The sequence below is a fragment of the Bacillus sp. 103mf genome (genome assembly GCF_900116295.1).
Classification (GTDB): Bacteria; Bacillota; Bacilli; order Bacillales; family Bacillaceae_G; genus Bacillus_A; species Bacillus_A bruguierae.
Genome location: NZ_FPAF01000004.1, coordinates 95,042 through 112,913, shown reverse-complemented (window position 1 = coordinate 112,913; position 17,872 = coordinate 95,042). Strand labels below are relative to the sequence as shown.

At 36.6% G+C, this 17,872-nt stretch carries 12 protein-coding genes and 3 pseudogenes; 2 read left to right on the top strand and 13 right to left on the bottom strand.

Going from position 1 to position 17,872, the window contains the following annotated elements; translation table 11 throughout:
- Positions 1-77 precede the first annotated feature (77 nt).
- From BM350_RS12505 to BM350_RS12495, 3 genes are all read right to left on the bottom strand, one after another.
- Complete coding sequence (locus tag BM350_RS12505; protein ID WP_090914818.1) at positions 78-1,178, bottom strand: DUF4179 domain-containing protein; 1,101 nt, start codon at positions 1,176-1,178, stop codon at positions 78-80.
- Positions 1,175-1,741: a sigma-70 family RNA polymerase sigma factor gene (locus BM350_RS12500; protein WP_090914820.1), complete on the bottom strand. Its 567-nt coding sequence runs from the start codon at positions 1,739-1,741 to the stop codon at positions 1,175-1,177. Before BM350_RS12500 ends, BM350_RS12505 begins: the two co-directional genes overlap by 4 nt.
- 338 nt (positions 1,742-2,079) lie before the next feature.
- Positions 2,080-2,862: a TrmB family transcriptional regulator gene (locus BM350_RS12495; RefSeq protein WP_090914822.1), complete on the bottom strand. Its 783-nt coding sequence runs from the start codon at positions 2,860-2,862 to the stop codon at positions 2,080-2,082.
- A gap of 411 nt (positions 2,863-3,273) precedes the next feature.
- Here BM350_RS12495 and BM350_RS12490 point away from each other — a divergent pair, with 411 nt between their 5' ends.
- Entirely contained in the window at positions 3,274-4,044 is a 771-nt protein-coding gene (locus BM350_RS12490) for a sulfite exporter TauE/SafE family protein (protein ID WP_090914830.1), read from the top strand.
- 62 nt (positions 4,045-4,106) lie between these two features.
- Here BM350_RS12490 and BM350_RS28025 read toward each other — a convergent pair.
- From BM350_RS28025 to BM350_RS12465, 5 genes and pseudogenes are all read right to left on the bottom strand, one after another.
- A pseudogene (locus tag BM350_RS28025) lies at positions 4,107-4,291 on the bottom strand (chorismate synthase); the annotation flags it as partial.
- Positions 4,292-4,455: 164 nt separating this feature from the next.
- A complete protein-coding gene (locus tag BM350_RS12480; RefSeq protein WP_090914831.1) occupies positions 4,456-5,001 on the bottom strand; it encodes a GNAT family N-acetyltransferase in 546 nt (181 codons plus the stop codon).
- A 179-nt stretch (positions 5,002-5,180) separates the two neighbouring features.
- A pseudogene (locus BM350_RS28020) lies at positions 5,181-5,441 on the bottom strand (DUF3967 domain-containing protein); the annotation flags it as partial.
- Positions 5,442-5,502: 61 nt separating this feature from the next.
- Positions 5,503-5,721: a helix-turn-helix domain-containing protein gene (locus BM350_RS12470; protein WP_090914832.1), complete on the bottom strand. Its 219-nt coding sequence runs from the start codon at positions 5,719-5,721 to the stop codon at positions 5,503-5,505.
- Positions 5,722-5,731: 10 nt separating this feature from the next.
- Positions 5,732-6,214: a DUF2975 domain-containing protein gene (locus BM350_RS12465; protein ID WP_090914833.1), complete on the bottom strand. Its 483-nt coding sequence runs from the start codon at positions 6,212-6,214 to the stop codon at positions 5,732-5,734.
- 168 nt (positions 6,215-6,382) lie between these two features.
- Between BM350_RS12465 and BM350_RS12460 the strand changes: the two are divergent.
- Positions 6,383-6,688, top strand: a pseudogene (locus BM350_RS12460) (ClbS/DfsB family four-helix bundle protein); the annotation flags it as partial.
- Positions 6,689-7,010: 322 nt separating this feature from the next.
- Here the strand turns inward: BM350_RS12460 and BM350_RS12455 are convergent.
- The 5 genes from BM350_RS12455 to BM350_RS12435 all read right to left on the bottom strand — a co-directional run bounded on the left by BM350_RS12455 (position 7,011) and on the right by BM350_RS12435 (position 17,871).
- The gene (locus BM350_RS12455) at positions 7,011-7,781 is read right to left on the bottom strand and encodes a 4'-phosphopantetheinyl transferase family protein (protein ID WP_090914835.1); all 771 of its coding nucleotides are present in this window, start codon (positions 7,779-7,781) and stop codon (positions 7,011-7,013) included.
- Between the two features lie 110 nt (positions 7,782-7,891).
- The gene (locus BM350_RS12450; RefSeq protein WP_090914836.1) at positions 7,892-8,113 is read right to left on the bottom strand and encodes an MbtH family protein; all 222 of its coding nucleotides are present in this window, start codon (positions 8,111-8,113) and stop codon (positions 7,892-7,894) included.
- A complete protein-coding gene (locus BM350_RS12445; RefSeq protein WP_090914838.1) occupies positions 8,110-15,267 on the bottom strand; it encodes an amino acid adenylation domain-containing protein in 7,158 nt (2,385 codons plus the stop codon). Before BM350_RS12445 ends, BM350_RS12450 begins: the two co-directional genes overlap by 4 nt.
- A gap of 6 nt (positions 15,268-15,273) precedes the next feature.
- A complete protein-coding gene (locus BM350_RS12440; protein WP_090914840.1) occupies positions 15,274-16,206 on the bottom strand; it encodes an isochorismatase family protein in 933 nt (310 codons plus the stop codon).
- A 45-nt stretch (positions 16,207-16,251) separates the two neighbouring features.
- Positions 16,252-17,871, bottom strand: a complete 1,620-nt coding sequence (locus tag BM350_RS12435) for a (2,3-dihydroxybenzoyl)adenylate synthase (RefSeq protein WP_090915022.1) — start codon at positions 17,869-17,871, stop codon at positions 16,252-16,254.
- Between the last annotated feature and the right edge of the window lies 1 nt (position 17,872).

Here is a 17,872-nt window from a genome sequence, read left to right as displayed (position 1 = left end):
ATCAAACGTGTAATTACTTATCTTTAGTTATGCTACATTTTTATGGAAAAATACGCTAAAATGTTCATATAATATTGTTATTTTTTAAAATTAATAACAATGTCTTCTAAAACAAAATTCTTCTCTTCACCAGATTTTTCTGGCACTGAAATCTTCTTTTCTTTCCCTCCTGTCATTTCTACTCCACCATGATTACTAGGGGTGTGAATTCGCAAATTAACATGGGGCGTTATAATTAGTTTTGTTGCATTTTTATCAAGCTTTTGAAACGTTTTACTCCAGCTAATATTATATGGATCTTTCCCTGTCCCTCCGTTTCCTTCCCCCGAATATTGATTTCCTAAGTCATCTTTAATTTCTAACTCTACATCCACATCATCCCATTTCTTTCTAACTTCCTTAGAGACCTCTTGGTTGTAGTAAACAATGAATGACATCGGCGTTATTGCTAACTTTTCCATATTTACTTTCACACCATCTTTTTCTGTACTACCACTAATTGATTTTTCATTACTATCGATTGCTTTTAAATTAAAAGCGAAATTCCAGTTGCCTTTAATTTCCTTCTTTTGATCCGGAATTGTTATGCCTTCTACATTCCATCTTACATTTATAGAATCCTTTTTATTTGGATTATGATGAGTAGCTGTCATTAAGCCTACATACTTATTTTCGCCAACTTTTGAAATTTGAGAACTTCCTGTCATTCCGTTTGCATCCATTAAATCCAAATTATCTAATACATCAGGTTTCTCCCCTAAGTCTTGCTCACTTTCAATAGAATACGTTACTGTTGTTGTTTTTCCATCAAAAATCGCATCATTAATCGTAACTTTAATGCCTTTACTTTCTTTTGTCATATTCATTTCAGTGGAAAACTCTTTATAACGATCATAAAGACCTGTTCTCCCATTATCTAAAAATCGAAAAATGTCACCTATTATAGGTAAACTCCCCGCATAAGTAGGAAACGCTAATCCGAAAGTAGTAGCTGATAAACCAACAATAACTGTAGCTGCAGCAATTTTTACTTTCCAACTTTTTGTATGTTTCTTCCTATGTATGGATTGTTTTAAAGTACGTTTCATGTTTGCCTTTTCAAATTCTGTTACTTCCATCTCCTCAAACTCTGTTTCGTCTATATTTATATCATTTAATAACTCATAAATATCCTTCATACCACACTACCTCCCAAATTAAGATTTGTAGCAGTTTTATGGAGCTTCTTTTTTCCCCGATAAATCCGATTATCTACAGCTGCTCTAGTTAAACCAAATTTTTGTGCTATATCTTCCGTCTTTAAACCTAGAAAAAACTTCATAATAAAAATCTCTCTATCCATCGGTTCTAACTGATTCATTAACTTTATGAGTTCATTTCGATCTTCTACTAAAATTAGTTCATCTTCTGGTGACTTTTCTCCATTTAAATCCATATAATTTTGAGGAAGTTCTATATTTTTAGCAGCCTTTCGGTAATAATCAATTGCTTTAAACTTCGCAATCGCACAAATCCATTTCTTAAAATCGGTTTGATCTCCATGAAACTTTTTCGAATTGTTCCATATGGACAAAAAAACATCATTTATACATTCTTCTATGACACCTTTGTTTTCAAGTGGAGCAAGGATTTTATAAGTAATTCCTTTTATTAATGGCAAATACATATCAACTATGAATTCGAGCGCGTCTTCTTTTTGTCGCTGCAATCGTCGAATAAAATTTGTATGAGTAGACTTCATGTGACAACTCTCCTTACATTTTTGTAAAAGCTTTTACACTCTATATAACGTGTGAAAAATTTTTTTCTCTCACAATAACTGTAAAAAATTCCTTTTATTTTGGATGTAAATTTTGTAGCTTATCAATTTCAGATACTTCTTTTTTCATTTTGATTATAAATTTAAAGGAAACTATAAAAAAATATGTGGAAGAAAAGAAGATAAGGTATTTTGTTGTTGTTCATTTTCTTTTTCGTAAAATGTATGATTAAAGAAAAAGACCGCTTACAATAAATGTTAAGCGGTCTCTGTATACATTTCTATAAGTTTTTCACATTGTACAAAGGAGTACGTGGCGATTATTTATTAAAAAATATCTCTCTTTCCCCAGAAATCCAAGGTTGTAAATTCCCCTTACTTTCTTGCATCAATCGATTCACTAATACATCATGCCATATGTAATTTTCTAATAGAGACACATGTACAGGATCATCTGTATAAAAGGTATTTCCATTTTGTTCTACAGGATGGCCATAAATCATTTCCTTGCCGTCAATAGATATAATAAACCATTTCTTTTCTCCGATGTTATCTACGTAATCGGTTTTACGATGAATGACTAAATTTGGTAATGGATTCTCAACTTGAAAAACAATGCCCTTTAGACTACAAGTTTTTTGCATCTTTTGTAAATCTTCTTCAAGTTTTTCATACATCATATCCCACATAGAAATTATAATTCTGCTTTGAGCACGGCGAAGGAGAATACGACAAAATGAAAGTATTGTTTCTTCTCCCTTTATAGTAGTAACACGCGGATCAGCTTTTGGCCTTTGATTCTCAACTGCTTTTAATTCTTGTTGTACAGATGTATATGTATCTTCCCATTTTTGTTTAATTGATTCTAGAAATACCTCAACAGGTAGAGGAGAATATTGTGCAGCCTCATTTACTTCTTCTTTCATCACTACACCCATTTTTTCCAGTCCTTCTAACACTTCATATATCCGAGCGCGAGGAACACCAGATTGTTTACTTACTTGATAAGCGCTTGATGCTCCTAAATATACGAGGGCTACATACGCTTTCGCTTCGTATTGATTAAAACCTAGCGACTGAATTTTTTGTAAGATTTTTTCCATAATAACCTTCCTATATAAGCGTTTAAAATAACAGTAAACATTTAGCTACTAAAACTAATAGTATCGTTAAACAACCGTTTAGTAAATGATTTCTATGGTGTTATCAATTATATTCATACAAGTTGAAACACTGACATAAAAACCTTTTCCTGCCACGGGCAAAGGTTAAAACAAAGGGAGAAAGCAAGTGCAGAGCACTTGTTTTCTCCCTGCCAGCGACTTATATGTTAAAAAATCAAGATGAGTTTAAATAATTTAATTCATCAACTTTCCTCATTAGTCATTATTTTCAATTTTTTTATTCACAAATACTTATGATTTTGCTAACATATATTTAGTCACTACTTTAATAGTGACTAAACATCAAACCCTTTCGCTAAAAACAAATTTATATTATAGGGAGTAGTTATTATGGAAGATATAAACTTATACACATTAGCTTTTTTAGTACTATCTGGTTTTTTAGCTGCATTCATTGATTCAGTAGTTGGAGGCGGTGGTTTGATTTCTATCCCGGCCTTACTGTTTACAGGATTGCCACCTTCAACAGCAATTGCTACAAATAAATTGGCAAGTTCAATGGGAGCTCTAACAAGCACTATATCGTTTATTAAATCAGGAAAAGTAAATTTTCGACTTGTATCTAAATTATTCCCTTTGACTGTTCTTGGCTCGTTTTTTGGTGCATATGTGGTAAAACATATTTCCTCACAAGTATTAAAACCGTTAGTGTTAGTGTTATTAATTGCAGTTGCTATCTATACAATTCTAAAAAAGGATTGGGGAAAAGATTCCAAATATGAAGGAATGAGCCGGAAAAGAGGAGCGGTCTTTGCAATAGCAGTATTTATGATTGGATTTTATGATGGATTCTTTGGAGCTGGAACTGGTTCATTTTTGCTATTTTCCTTTTTAATGATTGGCTTTGATTTTATTCAATCAGCCGGCAATGCAAAAGTTCTTAATTTTGGTAGTAACATTGCCGCTCTCATTATGTTTTTATACTTAGATATCGTGAATTTTTCATATGGAATTCCGATGGGGATTGCGATGATTTTAGGAGCTTTTGTAGGCTCCAACTTCGCGATTAAAAAAGGTGTATCGTATGTCAGAATATTATTTATCGCAGTAACTCTCTTTTTAATCGGAAAAAACATTTTAGATTATCTACATCTTATTTAATTCATGCAGCAATAAAAGTCGCTATCTCTTTAAAATAGAAATAGCGACTTTTATTGTTGCATTTAAAATCCTTTCGCGTACTTCTTGTGCTGAGCAATATTGTTCTTTATCAGCTCCATACGATCTTGTCCAAACTGTTCTACTAATGCATCAGCAGCTCCCAAGCTACAACAGCTTCCGCTACTACACTTGCTGCTGGTACAGCGCAGCTATTTGAACGTTCAATACTTGCTTGAAACACTTCCTTCCATTGCTTTTTGCTGCATCAATTGCTTCCATCATCGCTCTTTCTGCTTATCGATCTAAACAACGAACGGGCGAATGTTCTGTAATGATTTGTATCTCTGCTAATGATACATTCAAAACTTGTTTCGCATTTACATGATTTTCGTTAGCGGAATTGAAATGAGCTTACACATCCAAACTGTTGATGATAGCTAATATTTGATGATCTGTCCATTTACCATTAATCTTTACATTTTCTTTAGCTATACCTTCTTTTTTAAACCCTACTTTTTCTAATACACGAATAGATGCTATATTGTCAGGCATAGCTCCTGCTTCAATTCTATGTAGTTTTAATTCTCTAAAAGCAAAGTCTACAACAAGTTGAAGAGCTTCTGTTGTATAGCCCTTTGCATTATGCTCCTTATCTAAAGTAAATCCCGTATAACAGCTTTGGACGTCTCCCCTAGCAATTTGAGTTAATGAAATGTCTCCGATAAGTTTATCAGTTGCTTTTAAAAAGATTCCAAAAGCATATATTTGCCCTTCATCTTTCTTTTTTAATGACCGTTCAATGCGTATTTTTTGGTGTTCTTCTGTATAAAAGACTTCTGGGAGTAATGGGCAAACTCGTTGAAAAAATTCGCGATTTCTAGTATGTAATTTAGCTAACTCGCTGGCGTCAGAAATCTTGTAAAGTCGAAGATATATTTGTTGTCCTACTAGTTTCATAAAACCCCTCCGATATCCCTTTCATACAATTTTCTCATGGTTAATGAAAGGAAAAATTGATAAATATCGTATTCATTTCAAGTTACCATAACATATTATTATTGGTAGCCCCAAAAAAGACTCACTCCTTATATAAAAATAGATAAGGAGTGAATCTTTTTTTATTATTAAATTCTAATTTATTTACCAAATAGACGACTCCAAAGTGATTTCTTCTGTTCTGAAGCTGCTATTAGGCGCTTACTATCTTGTATTTCTCTTAATACTTGCATTAATTGAATATATCTTTGTTCTTCTCTTATTATTCTTTGAGCATCCCTTTCCTGTAAAAGTTTACTTTATTGGTCCAATCTTTGAATTAACTCTAAATTAAGTTGTTCTAATCGTTCTATAGTTGCTACGTCTTTATGATAAACGCAGAGAAGGGATAGCTTAATCGCTATCCCTTCATCTTAATTTCACTATCTAATCCCATTGGTTGAAGAAAGTTGTTGTCTGTTTTTATTGAGTGTCTTCGTCGCTTTTATACTCCAAAATATCACCTGGTTGACAATCCAAAATCTTACATATCGCTTCTAATGTTGAAAAACGAACCGCTTTTGCTTTCCCATTTTTCAGAATGGAAAGATTGGCCATCGTAATCCCAACCCTCTCCGAAAGCTCCGTTACGCTCATTTTTCGTTTTGCTAACATCACATCAATATTAATAATAATTGCCATATCCTCCACCTCAGACCGTTAAATCATTTTCTGATTTTATATTAATAGCTTCTTGTAAAAGTCTTTGGAGAACAGCAGCAAAAACGGCGATCACCATAGAGGCGAAAATAATGACCAATCCGATTGGCATGATACTTGGAGGGTCAACTCTTTCCGCCATGAGATAGTAGAGTGGCATACCTAGCAAGTACAAGGTACTGATCGTGATGGCACAGTATTTTATATTCTTTAAAGCCTTTACCGATAATTCCGAGAACGCTCGGTTCTTATCAATATAGCTTAAAAGTTTAAAAGCTTGATACAGAGCAAAGTAAAAAGGTATCGCTGCCGCGTACATATCGATTAAAACGAGAGATTTCATATAAGCAATATCTGGATACAATTCTCCAGCAAAATTCCCGATCTTAGGCACCAAAAATATGCACAATGCAAGAACTGGGATTCCTATAAAAATAACAGCTAGCTTTAAAAAGAGTGTCGTAACTTGTTTCATAAAAAGCACCTCGATTATTTAATAACAACATGATCTTATCATATGATTTATCGTTTTACAATAAATTCGTATTGTTTTTTATTATATTATTATTGTTATTGAAATATCCTTTTAATTTTGATAAAAATAAAAAGCATTTCTCATTACAAAGAACTGCTCTTACTTTAGATTGAATCAATCGATAAAGCCTATAAGAAATTTATTGAAGAATTTAAGGTGATTCCTGAAGAGTTGAGAGATAAACATATCTCCGAAGTGGACAAATCTCCTTCTGAAATACTTTCTTATCAATTGAGGTGGATTAATTTGTTGTTATCATGGGAAAAAGACGAACAATGTGGACTTGACGTACAAACGCCCACTCCAGAGTACAAATGGAATAACTTAGGTGGACTTTATCAATCTTTTTATGAGCAATACGGTATTTTAACCTTAAAACAACAGGAGGAAGAATTGACAAAGTTAGTCCGAATACACCTCTTTTATAAAGTGAAACTTTAATCAGTGGGGGTTTTCTTCATCCCCCACTGATTATTAGCCCTCACCAATCGGGCTTTTACGGGCAGTTTATCTCCCACCTAACTTCTTAAGAAAAGCGGAAGTGGCTCGTTCAGAATGTGAGGGGGATGGAGCTTCTGACGTAGAGGTTTTTTTACCTCGTAGGAAGAAGCGAAGCCACCGAACATTCTAGCCACTGGAGCTGGACAATGCTTTCGCTGAATTTTGAGATGGTAGTATTACTGCCCACGAATAGCGGGATAAGTAATGAAATAATAGTTATCCGAACCAACTTATTCTAGTAGGATACAGTCATGTTCGGCTTTTTATCTAAAAGTCGCTTTGCATGAAACTGTCTAATTTCTTTCACCTCTTTACTTAGTATAGAAAGAGCTGCGACATAATCGGCTTCTGGATACAAATCTATCATAGAAGTAATTTCCACAAGTTCTGGTTTATTCTTAAATAAAAGTAACTGAGGAGAAGAGGCTGGACTAGACACACTAAGATTAGAAGGCTGAATACTAAGCCCCTCTCCTGTTGCTTTTAAAAGTGACTCTTTCCTTGTCCAATATGTTAAAAAACCTTTTACTTGCTCTTCTGTTGTTAATTTTTTAATCTGAGCAAATTCTTGATCCGTTAGTACTCCTTCAGACATTGTCATCACGTCAATCTTTGGTCTCAATTGTTCCACATCAACCCCCACAGGTGTTGACGCAGTAAATGCAACTCCTACTATTTCGCCTGAATGCGATACAGAAAAATGCGGCATTCCATTAGGTAGTTGTGGCCGTCCATGTGGTAGTTTGCAATTAGAACAGGTACGGTCTATTGGGACTTGATAAGGAAACATCTTAAGCTGCCCACCTAATACTAATCTACTAATCACACATCCAATAATAAACCTTGCTTGATCATGGGAATGATGAAATACATTTGCTCTTTCTCGTTCTGTTTCATTTAGTAAGTCATAATGCCATGGTTGTATGTCTGTAATTCGCGCCCACCATATTTGACAGCTATCTCTAGTAAGTAGTGGTACGGAATCAACAACCTCCCAATCTTGCATAAAAAATCACTCGCTTTCACATTCCCTATATTTTACAAAGAAAACTTCCGTATTATTTTCTCGTATAATACTTTAGTGGAAAGTTTTCGGATTCATTTTCAAATTCATTGTTACTTCCCTGCTGGAGTGCATGCAAGCGAGCAAAGATGATTTGGCTGCATATCATTCCAATGTAATTCAATATATGCTAGACAAGCTTGTCTACTATCTTGTTCGTGAACAACATCCCAACCAGATGGTACATCAAGAAAGGCTGGCCAAATAGAATACTGGCCTTCCCCATTTACTAGCACTTTATACATGAAATTATCATTTTCAAATGGATTCGTCATACTTTATTTGCCCCTCTCATTCCTTGTAATCTACTAGCTAATACTTGTCCAATTTCTGTAAGCGGTCCTGGCTGACATAAATCTTTATGACGGCAATCAATTTCATACAATTCAATCTCTCCATCTATATAACTATGCCATGTGTCTGGAGAAATTGGATCAAACCATTCTGGTATGATTGTTGATCTAAAGAATAAAAGGTTACCATAAAATGTTTTAGGAACGTACTTCCCTAAAAGACCGACAGAATTTACATATGTTTCTTTTAAATTCAAAATCGTCTCCTCTTCAAGACTAGCTAGCGCACTTCCATCCCTGCGAAGTATATCGATAGCGTTCGCCATATCAAGAGGTTTTCCATCCATGTTATCTGGGTCATATCCACCTAATGCCAGCAATGCAATGAGTGCTTCTTCCTCGCTAGGTGCATCTGTATTCGGTAAGAAGTGACCTGGATAAGAATCAAGCATAACAAGCAGTTCCACTTCTTCTCCCTGATTTTGTAATTGGGTCGCCATCGCGTGAACAACATTCCCTCCGAGAGACCAACCTAATAATCGATACGGACCGTACGGCTGAACCTCACGAACATGTTCAATATAATCTGCAGCCATCTCTTCTAATGTTTTTGGTAGTTCTTCATTTTTTGCAATACCACGCGCTTGCACACCATAAATTGGATAATTCGTTCCTAAAGACTTCATTAACCCTGCATAACACCAGCTTAGTCCACCTGCTGGATGCACGCAGAACATAGGTAATTGTTCTCCACTTGTTCTTAATGGCAAAATTACATCTAGCGCACTTTGGCTTGTTCCCATCTCAAGTCTTTCGGTAAGCCCAGCAACTGTTGGTGCTGTAAACAAGGTCCCAATACTCAACTCTACTCCAAGTGCTGTCCTAATTCGGCTCATTAACTGAACTGCAAGTAATGAATGACCACCAAGATCAAAGAAACCATCATCAATACCAATTCGCGGTAAATTTAGAATGTCTGTAAATAAATCACATAAAATTTCCTCTTGTGGTGTTCGTGGTCCTCTACTTATTGTAGATATAGTGAACTCTGGTGCCGGTAATGCTTTGCGATCTAACTTACCATTTGGAGTTAGAGGTAATTCACTTATCATAACGAAAGCGTATGGAATCATATAATCAGGTAAACTATATCCTACATACTGGCGCATTGCAGTTGTATCAAGAACATGATGTTCTGAAGAAACAATATAGGCTACTAAACGCTTATCACCAGGTTGATCTTCACGTACAATAACAGCCACTTGTTCAACATGAGGGTGCTGCATAATAACTGCTTCAATTTCACCTAGTTCAATTCGGAAACCCCTAATTTTAATTTGATGGTCTGCACGTCCTATATAATCTAATGTTCCATCTTGATGCCAACGTGCCAAATCTCCTGTACGGTACATGCGGGTACCCGGTTTTCCATATGGATCTGCTATAAATCGTTCGGCAGTTAATCCTGCACGTCCTAAATAACCACGGGCAAGCCCTGCTCCTGCAACATACATTTCTCCTACTACTCCTGGTGGTACCGGCTGTAAATAGTTATCTAATACATACACTTTAAGATCTGGTATACTACATCCAATTAAACTATTTGCTCGTAAAGATACGATATTTTGATTGAGTTCAATATAACTCACATGTACAGTTGTTTCTGTAATACCATACATATTGATAAGTTTAGGTGAATTTTCTGGATGACGACTATACCAATCTTCTAAACGACTAAGTTCCAGTTCCTCACCGCCAAAGATAATATAGCGTAAAGAAAGTTTTTGCCCCGCTTCAATATTTTCACGATCTGCTTGCATAAGTTGATAAAATGCTGATGGTGTCTGATTTAAAACTGTTACCTTTTCACAAACAAGTAGATTTAAAAATTCTTTAGGTGAACGGGTCACACTGTGTGGTACAACAACAAGACGTCCCCCATACAATAGTGGTCCCCAAATTTCCCAAACCGAGAAATCAAAAGCATAAGAATGGAACATTGTCCAAACATCTTCTGAATTAAATTGGAACCAATGATTTGTTGCTTCAAATAGTCTAAAGACATTTTGATGAGGAATCATTACACCTTTTGGTCTACCTGTCGAACCTGATGTATAAATAACATAGGCGATATGTAAAGGTGATAGCGGTTGTATTCGTTCTATATCTCCTATATTCTCTTCGCTATGCTTACTTAATTCTCCAATTATTTCCGAATCATCAACTACAATTTTGGGTGTCTTGCCACAATCAATTACTACTTGTGTATTTGTAATGACACAAGTAGGTTTTGCATCATTTAGCATAAACGCGATGCGATCGGATGGATAGTCAGGATCTAACGGTAAATATCCACCTCCAGCTTTCAGAACTGCTAATAAACTGACAACCATTTCTAACGATCTTGGCATTGCTAAAGCAACCATTTTTCCTGGTCCAACACCTTTCGCAATCAATAGGCGTGCGAGCTGATTTGCTTTCTTATTTAGCTCTTCATAACTTATTGTAGTATTTTCAAATACTACTGCAGTAGCCTCTGGAGTACATTGAACCTGCTTTTCGAATAATTCTGGTAAAGTCATTTCAGATATAAGCTGAACATCACTATTCCATTTTTGTAGTACTGTTTGACGCTCTTCTTGTGTTAAGATCTCTAAATGTCCAATCGGTTGATCTGGATTTTCCACAGCATTTTCTAATAATCGCAATAGACGTACAGCGAGTTTTTCTATTGTTTCGCGTTTAAATAAGTCTGTACTGTATTCAACTAAACCGTGTAAGCCATTTGGTGTGCCTTCAGCAGTGTTACGTTCACTTAATTCAATAGTAAGATCAAATTTTGATGACCCAACACTTTCAATCTCAATGCTTGCTTCTAAATTTGGCACATCTAATGTAGCTTCTGGTGTATTTTGAAAAGCTAACATAATTTGAAATAGTGGATGACTATTTCTCGAACGGATGGGATTCAATACTTCAACAAGTTTTTCAAATGGGACATCTTGATGTTCATATGCTGCAAGATTGACCTTACGCACACGACTTAAAAGTTCACTAAAGTTAGGATCTCCAGATGTATCTGTACGTAAAACGAGTGTATTTACGAACAATCCAACAATATCTCCGAGAGCATCATCATTACGTCCGGCAATTGGACTTCCTATCGGAATATCAGTTCCGGCGCCTAACCGTGTAAGTAATGCTACAAGGCCAGATTGTAAGACCATAAATAAGCTAACACTATTTTTACGAGCAAGCTCTAATAATCGTTCATGTAACTCAGAATTCACATGGAAATGTATCGTTTCTCCGCGGTAACTCGTTTCCGCTGGGCGCTGAAAATCTGTAGGTAATTCAAGTTGCTCTGGCAAATCTTTCAACTCTTCTTTCCAAAAATCAATTTGTTGTGAAATGAGCCCACCTTGTGTACTCTCACTTCCTAACAACTCTTGCTGCCAAAGAGCATAATCCGCATACTGCACCGGAAGTGACTTCCACTGAACTGATTCACCTTGACAACGCGCCCGATAAGCAGCAGCAAGATCTCTTAATAACGGATTTAAAGACCAGCCATCGCCAACAATATGATGTAATAATACAAGTAGTACATGCTCATTTGGCTTTATTTCAAAAAGTTGGATTCGAATAGCGGACTCTTCTGCCAGTTTAAAGCTATATCGTACCGTTTCAGCAAGTAACTCAGGTAATTCTGATTCAGTTGTATGTGTGATTATTAGATTCGGTATAGCATCAGTAGTCTCCAAAATCTGCTGATGTGATGTACCAAACGCATCTGGAAAAATTGTTCGCAGCGTCTCGTGCCGATTGATAACATCATAGAATGCACCTTGCAAAGCCTCATGATTTAATTCTCCAGACATCCGAATCACTACCGGAATATTGTAAGTTGGGCTTGGACCTTCTAAGCAGTTTAAGAACCATAAACGACGCTGCGCAAAAGAAAGTGGTACTTCCTTGGAACGTTCCATTTTTTGAACGGCTGGTCTTGCACTTTGAGCACTATCTAGCTGTTTAGCGAGTTTAGCAACAGTCGGCGATTCAAATAGTTTTCCAATTCTTAATTCCACACCTAATGTTTCACGAATACGGCCCATTAAACGAGCAGCTAATAGAGAATGACCACCTATTTCAAAGAAGTTATCATCTATTCCAACCCTCGCTAGGTTTAGTACTTCTGCAAACAAATTGCATAGAATTTCTTCTTTTGGATTTCTAGCTACGCGTTCACTAACAAATAAATTAAAATTAGGTGCCGGCAGTGCTTGACGATTAATTTTTCCGTTCGGTGTTAACGGCAATTCAGATAAAATCATAATCGCAGATGGTATCATATAACTTGGCAAGCTTTCTGCTGCATATGTCCGAAACTCTGCAGAGTCAAAGCTTCCTTCAGCATGAGGTACAATATAAGCAACTAAGCGTTTCTCACCAGGTTGATCTTCACGAACAATTACAACGACTTGTTCCACATGAGGATGCTTCTGTAATACAGTTTCCACTTCAGCTAACTCAATGCGGAATCCATGAATCTTAATTTGATGATCTGCACGACTAACATAATCTAACGAACCATCTATGTGCCATTTGACAAGGTCACCTGTACGGTACATGCGTGTACCAGGTGGTCCATATGGGTTAGCAACAAAGCGTTCAGCTGTTAATTCAGGTCTTCCTAAATATCCATTTGCCAGTCCAGTACCAGCAATATACAATTCACCAATTACTCCAGGTGGAACAGGTTGTAGACCTGCATCTAGTACAAATACTTGCGTATTCCAAATCGGTCTTCCAATAGAAGGTGTACTGTTCTCCTCTTCATCCATATTCATTAAAGTTGACCAAATTGTTGTTTCAGTTGGTCCATAAAGATTGGTAACATGACAATTTAATTCTTTTAACTTACATGCTAGATTAGAAGCAAGCGCTTCACCACCAACAAGAACTTTAAGCCCTCTTAACCTTTCTGGATAATCCGTTACAAGCGCATGCCAAAGTGTTGGTGTAGCCTGCATAATTGTGATATTTTCTTTTTGAATAATCTCTGTTAATACAATCGAATCTTGGACTGCTTCTTTCTGAGCAATTCGAACACTCGATCCACTAATAAGTGGTAAATAGATTTCTAAAGCGGAAATATCAAACGCAAAAGTTGTAACTGCTAACAAACAATCAGTTGCATGTAGTGAGAATTCATCTTGCATTGCCAATAAAAAGTTGCTTAAGCTTTGCATTGGCACAACTACACCTTTTGGCTTACCTGTTGACCCCGAAGTATAAATTGTATATGCAGGATTTAAAAGTGATACGCTATCAAATGAATCTAGATTTCTTTTCGGATATCCTCTTAACTCCTCTTTTGTATCCTTGTTATCAAGTACAACTATTGTTGTGTGACCCTCATTCGGTAAATTAGCCAAAACAGAAGAATGTGTTAGGGTACAAGCAGGCTGAGCATCGCTTAGTATATACGTAATTCTATCCTCTGGATATTCTGGGTCGATCGGTAAATACGCTGCACCTGTCTTAAGAACTGCTAGCATCCCGATAACCATCTCTACAGATCTTGGAAATGCTAATGCTACGAATTGTTTAGATCGAACGCCCTGTTCTAGCAAGAAATGAGCAAGTTGATTTGCCTGTTCATTTAATTCTTTATAGGTAAGCTCCATCCCATTACATACTACAGCAGTAGAATCAGGAGATTTACTTACTTGTTTTTCAATGAGAGCAGGTACACTTACGAATGAATCTTCCTTCGTATTTTGATTCCATTCGACCAACACTTGCTTACGTTCTTCATGAAATAAGAGTTCTAGTTTTCCAATCGGTGAATTTACTTGAAGATTCGAGATGTTTTCCAGAAGATTCACAAATCTTTTTTTATGAGTTAGTAGCTCTTCCACGTTATACACCTCAGGATTTGCATCAAAATGAATCTTCAAACCATTTCCACCAAACTCATTTGACACATTTATTAAAAGATCATCAACTGGTCCTGCTGAAAGGTTATGTTTCATTCCACGATTTCCTGCAAAGTTTAGACCATACTCAAATGGCATTATATTAATCATTGGACCAAATAATCTTTGATTTTCTCCTAATAATTTCAGATCTCGTCGTAATTCTTCATGACGATACTTATGATGAAGACGTATATTACGGATCTCATGAGAAACATTTTGAACAACCTCAGCAAAACTCAAATCGGAGCTTATAGATAAGCGGAACGGGACTACATTCATAACCATACCAGGAACATTAATAGATGCAGATCCTAATCGTCCCATTATCGGTAAACCTAGAATTACATCCTTTGCACTTGTTAGTTTGTAAATATAGATGGCAGTTGCGGCTATAACAAGCTCTAGCCAACTTGCACTGCACTTATGTGCAACCTTTTGCAAAGATTCTGTACTTAGACGAGACAAATGAGCTGTTTGACGCAGAAATGATTTTGATGTTCTAGAAGCACGTTCTGCCAAACTTACTACTTCTGGTTGATCTTGGAAGCGTTCTAACCAAAAATTACGATCTTTCTCAAATCGTTCTGATGCACGATATGTTGCGTCCTCCTCTAACATAGTTTGTAAGGGTCCAAATGAACGCTCATCATACGATTGATTACCCATTAATGCCGTATACACTTTTGCTACTCGCTCTGCAAGTAACGAAAAACCGTAGCCATCCATCACAATGTGGTGGATGCGCTGATACCAAAAGAAACGATTAGAAGCAATTTTAAAGAGCGCCTCTGTATACAGCTTGTCCTTTTTCAAGTTAATCGGCTTAGATAAATCTAATTTCATCCAAGCTTCAGCGGCTTTTGTCGGATTCTCCTCTGCACTAACATCGATAATATGCATATAAAATTCAGGAGAATTATCAATAACTTGCCATGGTCCGTTTTCATCTTCTTCAAAATGGACATGTAAAGATTCGGTTTCCGTTACAACTTTACGCACTGCTAACTCAAATATTTTTGCATCTACTACACCATGTATTTCTATATACTCGCCAGTATTATAAATTGGATTTTCTGGATCAAGTTGCTGCGCAAACCACATACCTATTTGCGCACCTGACAATGAATAGCGAACCTCTTGATAATTAGACATTCGTATTTACCCCTTTATCATGTTATCCGTATTTGACAGCACCTTTTCTGTTTGGGAGGACAACAAATTAAACCATTCAGAAATTGTTGGACGTTCAGCTAAATCTGCGAATGTAACTTCTACCCCCATCTGGCGCCACTTCTCTACTAAATTCATAATTCTAACTGAATCCATTCCTCTATTTAATAAATCTTCATCCTCTCCAATAGCAGATGGTGATTCACGAAGCAATTCCGCTACTTGCTCACGTACTCGTTGTAATGTAAACCTTGAATCTCCCTCTATTGAAGAAGCATCGTTCGAATTCTGTAAATCTTTTAATAATAAATTTGTTGTTAAAGTTACTGCACAACGATCAGATGCGTACTGCACAGCTTGCTTATGATGTTCTTGTGAAAAATCAGCAACTGCATCAGCAATAAAAAATGGCTGAATCCCATCCATAAATGCCTCACACGCTGTTAAAAGACATCCAATATGCGCATAAACCCCACAAATAATAAGCTGATCACGTTCTTGTTTGTGTAAAATTTCTAGAAGATTTGTTTTCTTGAAAGCACTATATCTCCATTTTGTAAGGAAAATATCATCCTCATCCGGAGCAAGTTCATCTACAATCTTTTTCTTATGAGGCCCATCAGGAATGCCAGCTCCCCAAAAATCTTGCAATAATCCTCTTTGTTCTATTGTTTGTCCACCTGGCTGCGCTGTATAAATAACAGGAATACTAAGTCCTTTACATGCTTTTCTGATTGATTGAATATTTGAAATAAGTTCTACTCTCGGTGATTCTACTGCATGATATGCATCCAAAAAATACTCTTGCATATCATGAATGAGAAGAACTGCACGTTTAGGATCTGGCTTCCACATTACTTTATTATTTGGTAAATCTGCCTCTACTGGCATTGTGTATACTGAGATAACCGGAATAGCCATCTAATCACTTCCTTCCGAGTATTATTAAAATTATTTATAGACAATCTATGACTGCACTGTAGAATTAAGTTTTTCAGCAATAACTTTACGCAATTCTTTCTTGCTCACTTTCCCTACACCCGTTTGTGGGAATGATTTAATAAACTCGATGCGATCTGGAATTTTATATGCTGCAATCCCACGGTCTCTTAAGAACCTTTTCAAATCACTTACAGTTGGTGCTTGTCCGCGTGCTATTACGAAGGCACAAGTACGTTCACCTAAATAACCATCTGGCATGGATACAATTGCCACATCATGTACAGCTGAATGAGCTAGAAGATGATTTTCAACTTCTTCAGCTGCAACTTTCTCGCCGCCGCGATTAATTTGATCCTTATCGCGCCCTTCCACTATTAGATAACCTTGCTCATTCACTTTGACAAGATCGCCAGTGCGATAAAATCCATCAGAAGTAAATGATTTAGCGTTATGTTCTTCAGCTTTATAATAACCACGGATTGTATAAGGTCCACGAGTTAACAACCCCCCTACTTGTCCCGGCCCCACATCATGATCCTTCTCATCAACGACACGAATTTCATCAAACTCGGACATCGGTCTTCCTTGCGTATGAATAATGATTTCTTCTGAATCATCCAATCTCGTATAATTCACTAATCCCTCAGCCATACCAAAAACTTGTTGTAATGTACAATTAAATGTCGGGCGTATACGCTTAGCAACTTCAGCACTAAATTTCGCACCACCCACCTGCAAAACTTGAAGGCTCGACAAATCATTATTTCGAGACGCTACTGCATCAAGCCATACCATCGCAAGTGGTGGTACAAGTGCTGTTATTGTAACGCGTTCCTTTTCGATAAGAGAAAAGGCTTCATCAGGACTTCCTCCAGAAGCAAGCACTATCCTTCCTCCGGCATATAATGTTCCAAGAACTCCTGGTGAGCTAAGTGGATAGTTATGCGCAACAGGAAGTACTGCTAGATACACACTGTCTTTATCCAACTTACAAATTTCAGCACTTGCTCGTAAGCTATAAATATAGTCATCATGCGTTCGTGGAATTAATTTAGATAACCCCGTTGTTCCGCCAGATAATTGTAGAAACGCTACATCATTAGATTGTATTTGGGGCTGATTGACAGGATTCATATAGAGGTCATGTATTCCTATAAATTCCTCTTCCTCTCCTACAACTATGACATGTTGTAATGTTGGTACTTTCTCTTTTACTTCTCTAGCAAGCTTTCGATAATCAAATCCAAGCTGTTTATCAGAGATAATATAAGCCGTTGCTTTAGCAAATTCACAGAAATAACTTATCTCACTACTTCGATGTGATGGCACTGCAAAGACTGGAAGTGCACCGATCCTAAAAAGCGCAAAACATACTTCAAAAAATTCCACAACATTAGGTAATTGAAGAACAACTCGATCTTCTTGCTTTATTCCTAAACTTCGAAGACCTGCAGCTAAACGATCTACTTTATTATCAAGTTCAGCATAACTTACATACGTGTCTCCACTTGTAAGTGCAATTCGATCACCATGCTTTTCTGCACGTTCTCGTAGCATTTCTCCAAACGTCTCTCCGCGCCAGCAACCTTTCTCTCTATATCGTTCTGCAAATTCCTTCGGCCACTCGCAGCATCCTGTTAACATC